Origin of the sequence: Tenacibaculum sp. FZY0031, assembly GCF_036350695.1 — a bacterium.
In the GTDB taxonomy this organism is placed as follows: Bacteria; Bacteroidota; Bacteroidia; order Flavobacteriales; family Flavobacteriaceae; genus Polaribacter.
In genome coordinates this window covers 264,174-277,253 of record NZ_JAZDVY010000004.1, presented here as the reverse complement: position 1 = coordinate 277,253, position 13,080 = coordinate 264,174, and the positions used below count along the sequence as shown (strand labels likewise).

Genomic DNA, 13,080 nt, shown 5'->3' with positions numbered 1-13,080 from the left:
TTACCTACTAAGGTGTTTTATTAATATAGACAATCAGTCATGAAGAAGGATGATTTAATACAAAAATGGTTACACAACGAGTTAACCGATAAAGAACAAGCAGCTTTTGACGCTCTGGAAGAAGCCAAGTTTCTTGAGGAAATTATTCAAGAAGGTCAACGTTTTAAAGCTGACAAGCATATTTCTATCCCTTCTTTCGAGAGCTTAAACAAGCGTTTATCTTCAAAAACAACCTCAACAAATTGGTTTTCGATTCTCTCTAAAATTGCCGCAGTATTTATTATAGGTTTAGGAATGTTTTATTTTTTGAATACTGATGACGTAACCGTTTTTAGTACTCGATATGCCGAGAGCAAAGCCTTTACACTTCCAGATAATTCTTTAGTAAGACTCAATGAATTTTCTCACCTTGAATACAATGCGAGCACATGGAAAAAGCGACGAAGTTTGCACCTTAAGGGTGAAGCCTTTTTTGATGTTGAAAAAGGAATGCGTTTCGATGTAATAACTAAAAATGGAGTTGTGAGTGTTTTAGGTACTGAATTTAATGTACTAGACAGAGATAGTATTTTGAAAGTTTCATGTTATGAAGGATTGGTCCAAGTGAGTTATGATGATAAAATTACAACACTCCCTGCTGGAAAAGAGTTGAGTATTATAAAAGGCATTGAACAAAACACCCATACCGTTTTATCCCAACCCAAGTGGTTAAAAAACATGAGTGCTTTTGAAAACGCATTATTTACTGATGTTGTTGTTGAACTTGAACAACAATACAACATTAAGATACAACTTAACATACATAATAGTACTCTAAAATTTACTGGTGCTTTTACCAATAATAATCTTGACAAAGCCCTAAAATCTATCACTCATCCGTTTAATTTATCGTACGAAATTAAAAATGAGCAACGAGTAATTATATGGGATGAACAACAGTAAGTTTTACATTTTATTTACATTCTTCTGGTGTCTTTGGCTCTCAAGTATACAGGCCCAGAAAATAGATGAAAAAACACCGCTTAAAGTGGTTTTACAACAAATTGCTTTTACTCACAATGTTCAATTTAACTACAATAGCAATTTAATTAAAAACACCTATACATACCCTGTTTCTAATAAGCTTAACTTAAATGAAAAACTTAAAACACTAGAAGTCCAAACTGGTTTTGTATTTACTCATATAGACACGCAAATAATTGGCATATCTTCTCCCTTAGTAATTTGTGGTTATATCAAAGACATTACCACAAAAACTCCTTTGATTGGAGCAACCATAACTACAAAAAAAAGCCATGCCATAACTAATAATGAAGGCTTTTTTAAACTCAAAGTTAAAAGCAGTTCAGAAAAAATAAACATTCGTTTTATCGGTTATCATACAATGACTCAGTTAGCTAGCGAATTGGCTTCTACAAACTGCAAAAACCTTTATTTAACTGAGTATCAGGAATTAATTTCTAACATCAGCATTAATGGATATTTGGTAAAAGGTATTGATAAAACTATTAATGGTAGCACAACAATCGATTTTACAAAATTCACACTGCTCCCTGGATTAATTGAAACAGATGTACTACAAACGGTACAAGCTTTACCAGGTATTCAAAGTGTAGATGAAACCGTTTCAAACATTACAATTAGAGGGGGGTCACACGATCAAAACCTTATTTTATGGGATGGCATAAAAATGTATCAAACTGGACATTTTTTTGGATTAATTTCAAGCTTCAATCCAAAAATCACACAAACTGCAACCGTAATTAATAATGGTACTGATGCTTCTTACTCTAATGGGGTTTCAGGAACCATTCATATGAAAACCAACAATGAATTACAAACAGATTTTACTGGAAGTTTGAGTTTGAATTTTATCAATGCCAACATTTTTGCTGATATTCCTTTAGGAAGAAAATCTTCACTACAAATTGCTGCTCGAAGATCTATTGACGATTGGATTAAAACCCCTACCTACCAAAATTACTTTAAACGTGTTACCCAAAGTACCGAAATAGAAAACAATGACAAAAACGTTACCAATTCTAATCAAGATTTTAATTTTTACGATACTTCTTTACGATGGTTGTACACCCCAACCAACAAAGATATTATTCGGGTAAACTTTATTTTAATTGATAATAACTTAACTTTTGATGAAACTGCTATTGTACATAACTCAACAGAAACTAAACAAAGTAGTTTGTCACAACAAAGTATTGCTGGTGGTATTCATTATCGTCGAAAATGGACCCCTAAATTTAGTACCATCATACAACTTTATGAAACAGATTATAACTTACAAGCTACCAATGCAAATATTTTAGATAACCAACGTTTTTTTCAAGAAAACATCGTTTCAGAAACGAATATAAAACTAGAAGCTGCCTACACCAAAAATAACTGGAAATACAGTGGTGGTTATAATTTTGTTGAAACACAAATAACCAATCGTAACGATGTTGACAATCCTAGATATTTAAGATTATTCTCTAATGTTATAAGAGAGCATGCTATTTTTGGACAAACACAATACCATAATTCATATAGTAATATTACGATAAAACCTGGGGTACGTGTAAACTATATTAAAAAATTTAACCAAATACTTATTGAACCTCGATTAAGCATTTATAAAAAAATAAGCAATACTTTTTCTTTGGAAATTTTAGGAGAGTTCAAGCATCAAAACGTATCTCAAGTTATTCATTTCCAAAATGACTTTCTTGGTGTTGAAAAGCGCAGGTGGCAAGCATCTGACAATGATAGTATTCCTATATTAAAAAGCAAACAAGCCTCTATAGGGTTCACCTATAAAAAGAAACAATGGCTTATAGATGCTACAGGATACTACAAAAAGGTGGATGGTATTACCACACAAAGCCAAAGTTTTACCACCAAATATGAATTCAGTAAAAACAAAGGAAGCTACAATGCTTTTGGTATTGATTTTTTATTGCGAAAAAACTTCAAAAACCTAAGTACTTGGTTAAGTTATTCGTTTATTCAAAATACTTACTCTTTTGATAATTTAGTAGAAAAACAATTTTCGAGTAATTTTGATATTACCCACGCTGCTACCATAGGGGGCACATATTCAAATAAATTATTTAACATGTCACTGGGACTAAATTACACCTCTGGAAAACCAACTTCTCAACCTGTTTTGGGTAATGAAATTGTTAATGATGAAATTAATTATGGTACTGCCAATAATAGTAGACTTAAAAATTATTTAAGAGCAGATGCTTCTGCTCTTTACAAAAAACAACTAACTGATGATATAAGTGTAAATATAGGTGTTTCTGTATGGAACTTATTGAACACCAAAAACACTATTAATAATTATTACAGAATAGAACATAACAACGCTAATAAGTATGCTCGTTATTCATTAGGTACAACGCCTAACTTTTTATTGAAACTAAATTTTTAATTAATTCTTTTCTGCCCTCTCTTATATCATGCCTTAAACTACCAACAACAAAACAATCCGTAATTAAAAAGCAGTATCAACCTTAGGTTGATACTGCTTTTTTAAGCTTTAATAAATTGTTTTTTAGTTATTAATTATCCAAGAGATATAATATAACTGACCTATTTTTCCAGATCCAGGAGCTACGTAGTATTCTTTTCCAAATAAGTTTGTTCCTCCAATCTTAATTCGAGATTTAATTGATGGAATTCTATAGTTTAATTGTGCATCAATTACTGTTCTTTCAGCAATATCTCCCTTTACAAAGTTTGAAACCCATCTATACTTATCTTGCCATCTTGCACTCACTCCAAAACCAAAATTATTAAACAGATTTTCATTCCCAAACTGTGCCTTTACAGTATGTTTTGGGGTGTTAAAATTAGGTTCAAATAAACCATAATCCTTGTCTTCGTATGTAAAATCAATAAAGTTATAGTTAAGTCCAAAATCAAAATTGCTAAATAGTTTTGTATGCATACCAAAACCAAAACCGTATGACTCTACCTGTGAATTACTATTGGTTGTTATTGTAAAGTCTCTTACTAAACCTGCACTAAACGCTTGATTAGCCTCTTCATCTAATATAACGACACCATCTCTAACAAATCCATACTTATTTTGTGGCTCTTCTAATTCCGCTTCTGTAGCTTTTCTATTTCCGTAAGGGTATACTTTTCCTGCATTAGGTACTGTTACATCTTGATAAAACACGAAGTTGTCATGTGTACTATAAAAAGCATTTATATCTACATCTACATTTGTTTCATTATTTAAACGGAACATACTTCGATACCCTAACTCTATTGTTTTTACTACTTCAGGTACCAACTCATCATACTGAGATTCTATGTAGGTAGCTCCGTTATATGTTGCTTGATCGTAATAAACACTTCTGGTTAACAGCGAGTTATTAAGAATTTCATCTCCTGTTACTGTTCTAGTATCATAAACATAATTACTTAATTGGTCGTCCCATCTTATAAAATAGCTATCAGGATAAGCTATACGTCTTAAGTTATCTCCAATTGCTCCAACAGTAGTTTTTACTTGAGAATCAAAAAACATATACTGCTCTTGGATACTTGGATTACGGAAACCTGTTTGGTACGACGCTCTTAAAACATGGTTTTTCTCTTCTCCTAAAGCGTAATTCACCGCTAATCTTGGAGAGTAATTTCCTTCAAAATTATCAGATTTATCGTAACGAATAGATCCTGTTAGTTTTAGTCTTTCTTCAAAAAATTTCTTTTGAATTTGTGTATACATCCCATACTCTTCTATACTAACCTTTTCTTTTTTATCATTAAATAGTGTTCCTTTAGATCTTGGATTATATTCACGATAAGAAGCTCCCACTTGTACATCAGCCCATTCGTTTAATAATCTTTTAAAGTTATAATTACCATCTAAATGAGTGTAAGAACTTTTTTCATAAAGCTTACTTCCTCCATCAGAAATTAATGTGCTTGTTATTCTGGTAAACTCTCTAGCGAACCCATTGGTTCCATACGCTAATCTATCTCTATCAGCGTATGCTCTTGCCTCTTCCAATGATTTTCCTTGTACATATCTTTGATCGTAAAATTCATCTGCATAAACTCCCATCGATTTTACAGCTTCATTTAAAGCGCTTCCTGTTCTTGTTAAATCGTAAGAGTTTCCAGAATTATTTCCTGTATAATACCCTCTTACATAAAAATCATCTCCTTTGACTTCTAATTTATGTTGCCCAATGAAGTAACCACGTTGAGCTAACCTACTTGTTCCTTGAAAAAGGTTATCTCGTAATGATAATCTTGAAGTCAACTGAATTTCTAAAGACTCATCTTTAAAAGGTCTGAAATATAAAGATCCTGAAAACCTAGCATTTTTCGATTTAAAATTATTTCTAACAAGCTCAGCTTCTGTATACCCTGTTCTTCTTAAAAGAGTACCCCAAGCAATATTATCGCTATCATAAAAATTTAAGTCTCGGAAACTCTCATCTCCGTAGGTATTCACTCCATTATAATTAACAGTTGAATTTATTGTTCCATCTATTAATTCATTGGTATCAACCTCTTTATTTCTTAAATCATTGGCATGCCATTCTTCAGCTTCATAGTACGAAAAGTTAACTTTCGCAGCAAAAGCATCATTAAATTTGTACCCCATTCTTACTGCCACATCATAAAAAGGATTATTTCCTCCTGCTTCTTGACTCGTATAACCGCTTTTAAACATAGTCGTGATCCCTGTGTAATCAAAAGGGTTTTTGGTATTCATAAGCATGATTCCATTGTAAGCATTGGCTCCATATAAAGCAGAAGATGCTCCTGGTAAAATTTCAACGCTTTGAATGTCTAATTCAGAAACTCCAGAAAAATTCCCTGTACTATAACTTAACGCCTGAGCAGCTGTATCCATTCCATCAATCATTTGAACAAAACGCGTATTTGCAAAATCGGCAAAACCTCTTGTATTTATTGATTTGAACCCATAGCTCCCTTCTCTAGAGTTAATTCCTTTTAAATTTGTGAGTCCATCATAAAAAGAATTAGAAGTGTTTTTTCTTATATCTGCAAGTCCTAATCTCTCAACAGTTACTGGTGATTCTATAATTCTTTCTGGAACTCTTGAGGCAGAAATAATTACTTGATCTAACAACAAATTTTCTTTTAAGACTACATTTACCTTTTTTTCAAAAGATATAACGGGTACTTCTTCTGTTTTAAAACCAAAAGCAGAAACTATTAATGTTTGAGGCAAGGTATTACTTGATAAAACGATTGTGAAGTTTCCTTCTTCATCCGAAACCGCAAAATTTTCACCACTTGTAATTTTTGCATTGTAAAACGGTTCTAAATATTCATCGTATACAGAACCTGATATTTTTACCTGTGCATAACTTGTTATAGCAGCCAAGGTAAAAACAATCATTACTAATTGTTTTTGTAACATTTTAAATTTAATTGATTTTTATTCTTCTAATGAAAAGTTTATTGGAAAACCATACTTTACAGGTACTCGCTTTCCTTTATTTTTACCTGGTTCAAAGCGTGGTAGCTTAGATACTACTCTTTTGGCTTCTTCATTAAGGATTTCTCCTCCATCAGGACCAAGGGTTTTAATATTTGTTACATAACCATCCCTATCGATTATAAATCGAATCCATACTTCTCCTTCAATATGATTTCTTACTGCTTCGCCAGGGTAGCGGAAATGTTTATTAATATGCTTAACCATTTCTATGTTAAAACAGTCAAGCCTTTCTTTTTTCTTTGCGTTTTTACACTTGTCAAAAGAGGGTACTCTTTCAACATAATAAAGCTTTTGTGCTTTAGACAATTCTTCTTTCGATAACTTTTCAGTTATTCTTGTTAAATTATCTTTATAGCCTATCTCTTTTACCGCCTCTGTTTTTTCTATTGTTACTTCTTCTGAAGCAGAAACATCACTAACATTTAAAGTACTAACTGAGCTTATAGCTTGAGCTTTTTGCTTTGTAACAGCTCTTTTTTTAAGATACCTTTTACTTGCTGAAATTTTAACTTTGATTTGTCTATCAGCTTTCTTCTTTGAGTTCTTTACAGGCTCAATAGTACATTTTGTTATACTATTAACATCCATCACAGAATCATCAGGAGATTCACATACTTCCTGCTGAGCATAGAAATTAAAAGAGCAAAATAAAAATACTACTAGAAAGAAATTATTTTTCATATACATATGATTTAATTATCTAGTAAATTAGTTTGAAGTTAAAAGTTTGGTGGCGCGAATTTATAAAATTTTTAACATATAGAAAATAATTATTGAAAAAGAACGAGTTAATGCATTAACTCGTTCTTTTTCAAATCTTTTTCTTAGCTAAATTCCCACTTATTTGTTGCCTAACATTAGTAATTCGTTACAAATTACTTCTGTTATATAACGTTTGTTACCTTCTTTATCGTCAAAAGAACGAGAAGTCAACCTCCCTTCGATCATTACTTCTTTTCCTTTTTCTAAGTATTTTTCAACAATTTCTGCTGTTTTATTCCAAACAACTACATTATGCCATTGTGTATCTGTCACTTTTTCACCTTGGGCATTTTTGTACGTTTCATTGGTTGCAATGGCAAACTTTGCTAGTTTTTTTCCACTCTCTAAAATGATGATTTCTGGCATATCGCCTAAATTACCAATTAACTGTACTCTGTTTTTTAGTGCGTTCATAATATTTACTTTTAATGTTAAACAGTTAAGACTTGTCATTCAATCGAATTGACAGTGCAAAGATGAAACAGCAAGCAAATTAAAACCGGTTAGTAATCAGTTGTTTTCGTTTGTAATTGAATGTAATCGTTTAATTATTTTTTAATATATTTGAAATCAAATACTTACAGCATGAAATTTTATTTAGAAACCGAGCGTTTAATTTTAAGAGAACTCCAAGCAAGTGATTTGGAAGGTATGTTCGAGTTAGATTCTAACCCTGAGGTCCATAAATATTTAGGGAACAATCCTATTACGACGCACAAACAAGCTGAAGATGGTATCGCTTTTATACAAGAACAGTATAAAGAGAGGGGTATTGGTAGGTTTGCTTGTATAGAAAAAGCTTCTGGTGACTTTATTGGTTGGTCTGGATTGAAACGTAATGAAGGAGAAAAAGAAGCATTAAATGGTTTTACTAATTTTATTGATATTGGTTATCGTTTTATTCCGCGTTTTTGGGGTAAAGGTTATGCTTCAGAATCTGCTTTTGCTTGTTTAGACTTTGGTTTTAAAAAAATGAATTATGATATTATATACGGCGCAGCTGATGTAGAAAATATTGGTTCTAACAAAATTCTACAAAAAATAGGACTTTTCTTTGTAAATGAATTTGATTATAAGGGAATTGATGTTAACTGGTACGAACTTAAAAAATTAGACTATGAACGATAAGAAGTGCTTAGAATGTGGAGATAAAGTTATTGGTAGGGTTGATAAAAAGTTTTGTTCTGATTACTGTAGAAATGCATATAATAACAAAGTTAACAAGGAGAGTAAAAACCTAATTAGAAACACAAACAACCGGTTACGAAAGAATTATAAAATTCTTTCTGAGTTGAATACTTCTGGTAAAACTAAAGTAACTCGTCGGAAGTTATTTGATAGAGGTTTTGACTTCAAATTTGTTACATCACTTTACACCACAAAAGCAGGTAGTACCTATTTTTATGTGTATGACCAAGGATATTTAGAGTTGGAAAACGAAATTTATTTATTGGTAAAGCAAGATTAGTTATTTCCACGTATTCCCTTTTAATTTCATGGCAGCAATAAGCACATCTTTTTGACTAATTTGCCCCGCTAACTTACCATTTAGAACGATAGGAAAACGTCTTCTACGTGATTTTAAAAATTTATTAGCTGCATCTAAAATATTCATATTACCATCAATTGTTTCAACTTCTCTAACCATGGCTTTTCCAACCGTATTGTTCTTACTAATTGGTAGGTTGTAATACCTACTTTCCGATATTTGTTTTATACAATCACCTTCTGAAATAATTCCTATTAATTCATTTTTTTCATTAACAACAGGTCCGCCTGATATTTTATGCTTAATAAGTATATCTATCGCATCTTCAATAGGTTGTTCTTCTCTAAATGTTATTAATTTTTTGGTCATATAATCAGACACCAAAATTGGTACATTCTCTTCTTGAGGTGTATTCGTCCTCTTTCCTTGAAAACTTTTAATTGCCATAATCTTAAATTTTACTCTTAAATATACTGATTTTTAACCGATTACAATTACCCCCTCTTAAAAAATAAATTACTTACTTTTATAAGTACTAAAATCCAACTATGAAATCATCAAGAAATTACCTTGCAGTTCTCATCATTATTTTAACTGTTTACTGGAGCTTTAACGATATACTTCCAAGTGTAACCTCTTCAAAAAAAGAAATTAGTGCTACTGAATTTTCAATTGATAATGCACTATATCATTTAAAAAACATCTCTCAAAAACCACATCATACTGGATCTAAAGAACATAAAAAAGTACAAGAATACCTAGTTCAAGAGTTACAAAAACTAAATTTAGAACCTGAAATTCAATATCAAACTGCTATTAATAAAAAGTGGAGAGCAGCAACCACTACAGAAAATATTATTGCTAAAATTAAGGGCACTGAAAACGGCAAAGCTTTACTGCTTTTAACCCACTACGATTCTAATCCTCATTCATCACTAGGTGCAAGTGACGCAGGTTCTGGTGTCGTAACTATTTTAGAAGGTATACGAGCTTACCTAGCCGCAAATAAGACGCCTAAAAACGATATTATCATACTTTTTTCGGATGCTGAAGAGTTAGGTCTTTTGGGTGCACAGGCTTTTGTTGAAAAGCATCCTTGGGCAAAAGATGTTGGCTTAGTTCTCAATTTTGAAGCTCGCGGTAGTGGTGGTTCTAGTTACATGTTGATGGAGACTAACGGGAAAAACAAAACATTATTAACTGAGTTTTTAAATGCAAACCCTAATTATCCAGCTGCTAACTCTTTAATGTACGGTGTATATAAAAAACTTCCTAACGATACGGATTTAACTGTTTTTAGAGAAAAAGGAGATATTAACGGATTTAATTTTGCCTTTATTGATGATCATTTTGACTATCACACCGAACAAGATTCCTACGAAAGATTGAATAGAGAAACATTATTACATCAAGCAGACTATTTTACCACTTCGTTAAACTATTTTGCGGATGCTGATTTAACGAACTTAAACAGTGACACTGATTATATTTATGTTAATTTTCCTTTTACTAAGTTGCTAACATATCCGTTTTCTTGGGTACTGCCAATGCTTATCATTGCCTTTTTGTTATTTATAGCACTGGTTGCAGTTGGTATATATAAGAAGAAGATGACAATTGTAGGTATCTTAAAAGGCTTTATTCCTTATATGGTATCTTTAGTATTGTGCATCGCTATTTCATACGGACTGTGGCAATTATTGTTAATTATCCATCCACAATATACCGACATGCTTCATGGTTTTACCTATAATGGATATCAATATATTATTGCTTTTGTTCTTTTAAACCTTTGGATTCTTTTTAAAGTATACAATAAACTAAAAGAAGCCAAAGCCATCGATGTACTAGTCGCTCCTATAACTTTTGGATTGGTTATAAATGTTATAATTTACATGAATTTACCAGGAGCTGGCTTCTTTATTATTCCTGTTTTTGCTTCTTTATTGATTTTAGCAATCTTACTCTTCATGAATATTAATAAAGCATCTAGAGCTACACTATTTGCAATTATATCTATTCCAACAGTGTATATGATTGCTCCTATGGTTCAATTATTTCCTGTAGCGCTAGGTTTAAAAACAGTATTTATTTCTGCCATACTTCTGGTGTTTATTTTCGGATTGATGCTTCCTGTTTTTTATCAGGAAAAAACTAAAAACGGATGGCAAACGTTGACTGGTTTTCTTGCGTTATTATTCTTTGGGTATGCAACGTTTAATAGTGGTTTTTCAATTGAAAAGAAAAAACCTAATAGCTTAGTTTTTATTCAAAATTCTGATACTAATACCTCCTATTGGGCAAGTCATAATAAAACATTAGATGGATATACAAAACAATATTTTAACGACGAGTCTAAACAAGGTGGAGCTGATTTAATGGCTGGAAAAAGTAAATACAACACTTCTTTTAACTATTACCAAAAAGCTGAAAATAAAGACATTCGTATTTCTAACATCAAGATTCATCAAGATACCGTTGTTAATAACCAACGAAATGTCTCATTTACAATCACTCCTACTCGTAACATTGATAAATACGAGTTGTATACAAACACTCAAATAGAGTTAACTAATTTTACTGTAAACGGAACTTTATATGATAAAGGAGAAGCTTTTACAGCCGATAAAGGAACCTTGTTAATTTATCAAATGGCAAATACTGATAAAGACTTGACTATTTCTTTTACAATTGATAAAAACACCGAGCCTGATATTGTAATTAATGAAATATCAAACGATTTATTATCGCATCCTAAGTTTACTATACGACCTAGAAGTGAAATAATGATGCCAATGCCTTTTGTGGTTAACGATGCGATTATTTGTACTCGAAAGCTTAAACTATAAAATATAAAAAAGCTCAACTTAAAAGTTGAGCTTTTTTATATTTTATTGCCTTTATTTAGTCAATATGAGAAACACGTAACGTATTCACCATTCCTTTTGCTTTCACTGGCATTGAAGAAAGGTTAATTATAAAATCTCCAGTTTTTACATAGCCTTTTTCTTTAGCTATTTCGTTAATATCTTCAATCGTATCATCAGTACTTAATTCTCTATCATAAAAATAAGCTCTAACACCCCACAGAAGATTTAACTTTCCTAAGATTCTTTTCTCAGATGAAAATGCCAATACGTGTGATTTTGGTCTCCAAGCTGAAATTTGAAAAGCTGTATACCCACTATTAGTTAAGGTTGATATTGCTGCTGCATTGATATCATCTGCCATTAATGCTGCATGATGACATACCGATTTTGTAATAAATCTTTTCGTACGAATATGAGGCGGTTCTTGCGGAACTTCAATTAAGTCTGAAAACTCAACACTACCAATAATTTCAGTCATTTTTTGAATAACTCTAACAGGATGTTTTCCTACTGAAGTTTCACCTGATAGCATTACAGCATCTGCTCCATCCATAATAGAATTTGCTACATCATTTACCTCTGCTCTTGTTGGCACAGAGTTTTCAATCATAGTTTCCATCATTTGTGTAGCAATAATAACTGGTATTCTGGCTAGTTTCGCTCTGCGAACTAAGCTTTTTTGAATTAAAGGTACATCTTGCATAGGTACCTCTACCCCTAAATCTCCACGGGCGACCATTAATCCATCACAGTACGGAATTAAAGCATCAATATTTTCAACAGCTTCAGGCTTTTCTATTTTTGCTATTACTGGAACCCTGTAACGAGATTTTTGTTTAATGATGTCACGTAAAATACGTAAGTCTTCTGGTGTTCTTACAAACGAAAGAGCAATCCAGTCTACCTCTTGTTCTAAAGCAAAAACTACATCTTTTTTATCCTTTTCTGTTAAAGCTGGTAATGAAATTTTCGTATTTGGAAGGTTCACTCCTTTTTTCGATTTCAGTGCTCCTCCAACAACTACTTTGGTTATAACTTCACTTTCTTTGTCTGTAGCAGTTACTTCAAACAATAGCTTACCATCATCAACTAAAATTTTCTCCCCTACCTTTACATCTTTTGGAAAACGTTGGTAGGTCATGTATGCTTTTTCTTGTGTTCCTTCACACTTTTCTGTCGTAAAAGTAAAGGTATCGCCTGCTTTTAATTCTACTCCTTCCTGCATTACACCAACTCTAAGTTTTGGCCCTTGTAAATCGGCTAAGATGGCTACATTATAACCTCTTTCTTCATTTATCTCGCGTATTTGACGTACACGTTCTTTTACTACTTCATAGTCGGCATGTGAAAAATTAATTCTAAAAACATTTACACCAGCTGCAGCCATATCTGCTAAAATTTCTTTTGTGTTTGTTGCTGGACCTAATGTCGCTACAATTTTTGTTTTCTTGTTATGTGGCATA

10 protein-coding genes are annotated in these 13,080 nt (G+C 32.0%); 5 read left to right on the top strand and 5 right to left on the bottom strand.

Annotation, left to right across the window (positions count from 1 at the left end):
• Positions 1–39 precede the first annotated feature (39 nt).
• Both V1T75_RS07490 and V1T75_RS07485 read left to right on the top strand, forming a co-directional pair.
• Entirely contained in the window at positions 40–942 is a 903-nt protein-coding gene (locus V1T75_RS07490) for a FecR family protein (RefSeq protein ID WP_330487923.1), read from the top strand.
• 85 nt (positions 943–1,027) lie between these two features.
• Positions 1,028–3,433 (top strand): TonB-dependent receptor, encoded by a 2,406-nt coding sequence (locus tag V1T75_RS07485; protein ID WP_330487922.1) that lies wholly within the window; start codon positions 1,028–1,030, stop codon positions 3,431–3,433.
• A 123-nt stretch (positions 3,434–3,556) separates the two neighbouring features.
• Here the strand turns inward: V1T75_RS07485 and V1T75_RS07480 are convergent, their stop codons facing one another.
• From V1T75_RS07480 to V1T75_RS07470, 3 genes are all read right to left on the bottom strand, one after another.
• Positions 3,557–6,394: a TonB-dependent receptor domain-containing protein gene (locus V1T75_RS07480; RefSeq protein ID WP_330487921.1), complete on the bottom strand. Its 2,838-nt coding sequence runs from the start codon at positions 6,392–6,394 to the stop codon at positions 3,557–3,559.
• 39 nt (positions 6,395–6,433) lie between these two features.
• Complete coding sequence (locus tag V1T75_RS07475; RefSeq protein WP_330487920.1) at positions 6,434–7,177, bottom strand: energy transducer TonB; 744 nt, start codon at positions 7,175–7,177, stop codon at positions 6,434–6,436.
• Positions 7,178–7,336: 159 nt separating this feature from the next.
• Complete coding sequence (locus tag V1T75_RS07470; protein WP_330487919.1) at positions 7,337–7,672, bottom strand: single-stranded DNA-binding protein; 336 nt, start codon at positions 7,670–7,672, stop codon at positions 7,337–7,339.
• Positions 7,673–7,843: 171 nt separating this feature from the next.
• On the opposite strand from V1T75_RS07470, the gene V1T75_RS07465 reads away from it, so the two are divergent.
• Both V1T75_RS07465 and V1T75_RS07460 read left to right on the top strand, forming a co-directional pair.
• Positions 7,844–8,386 carry a GNAT family N-acetyltransferase gene (locus tag V1T75_RS07465; protein ID WP_330487918.1) on the top strand — a complete coding sequence of 181 codons (543 nt, stop codon included), beginning with the start codon at positions 7,844–7,846 and terminating at the stop codon, positions 8,384–8,386.
• Entirely contained in the window at positions 8,376–8,726 is a 351-nt protein-coding gene (locus V1T75_RS07460; RefSeq protein WP_330487917.1) for a hypothetical protein, read from the top strand. Before V1T75_RS07465 ends, V1T75_RS07460 begins: the two co-directional genes overlap by 11 nt.
• On the opposite strand, the gene V1T75_RS07455 is transcribed toward V1T75_RS07460, so the two are convergent.
• Complete coding sequence (locus V1T75_RS07455; protein WP_330487916.1) at positions 8,727–9,194, bottom strand: CBS domain-containing protein; 468 nt, start codon at positions 9,192–9,194, stop codon at positions 8,727–8,729. It lies immediately after the preceding gene.
• A gap of 101 nt (positions 9,195–9,295) precedes the next feature.
• On the opposite strand from V1T75_RS07455, the gene V1T75_RS07450 reads away from it, so the two are divergent.
• Entirely contained in the window at positions 9,296–11,596 is a 2,301-nt protein-coding gene (locus V1T75_RS07450) for a M20/M25/M40 family metallo-hydrolase (protein ID WP_330487915.1), read from the top strand.
• Positions 11,597–11,651: 55 nt separating this feature from the next.
• On the opposite strand, the gene pyk is transcribed toward V1T75_RS07450, so the two are convergent.
• Complete coding sequence (gene pyk, locus V1T75_RS07445; RefSeq protein ID WP_330487914.1) at positions 11,652–13,079, bottom strand: pyruvate kinase; 1,428 nt, start codon at positions 13,077–13,079, stop codon at positions 11,652–11,654.
• Position 13,080 lies beyond the last annotated feature (1 nt).

What these genes read in the sequence shown, in the direction of transcription:
- V1T75_RS07490 (WP_330487923.1), top strand. Translation starts at nt 40, where the DNA reads ATGAAGAAGGATGATTTAATACAAAAATGGTTACACAACGAGTTAACC.
- V1T75_RS07480 (WP_330487921.1), bottom strand. Translation starts at nt 6,394, where the DNA reads ATGATTGTTTTTACCTTGGCTGCTATAACAAGTTATGCACAGGTAAAA.
- V1T75_RS07475 (WP_330487920.1), bottom strand. Translation starts at nt 7,177, where the DNA reads ATGAAAAATAATTTCTTTCTAGTAGTATTTTTATTTTGCTCTTTTAAT.
- V1T75_RS07470 (WP_330487919.1), bottom strand. Translation starts at nt 7,672, where the DNA reads ATGAACGCACTAAAAAACAGAGTACAGTTAATTGGTAATTTAGGCGAT.
- V1T75_RS07465 (WP_330487918.1), top strand. Translation starts at nt 7,844, where the DNA reads ATGAAATTTTATTTAGAAACCGAGCGTTTAATTTTAAGAGAACTCCAA.
- V1T75_RS07460 (WP_330487917.1), top strand. Translation starts at nt 8,376, where the DNA reads ATGAACGATAAGAAGTGCTTAGAATGTGGAGATAAAGTTATTGGTAGG.
- V1T75_RS07455 (WP_330487916.1), bottom strand. Translation starts at nt 9,194, where the DNA reads ATGGCAATTAAAAGTTTTCAAGGAAAGAGGACGAATACACCTCAAGAA.
- V1T75_RS07450 (WP_330487915.1), top strand. Translation starts at nt 9,296, where the DNA reads ATGAAATCATCAAGAAATTACCTTGCAGTTCTCATCATTATTTTAACT.
- pyk (WP_330487914.1), bottom strand. Translation starts at nt 13,079, where the DNA reads ATGCCACATAACAAGAAAACAAAAATTGTAGCGACATTAGGTCCAGCA.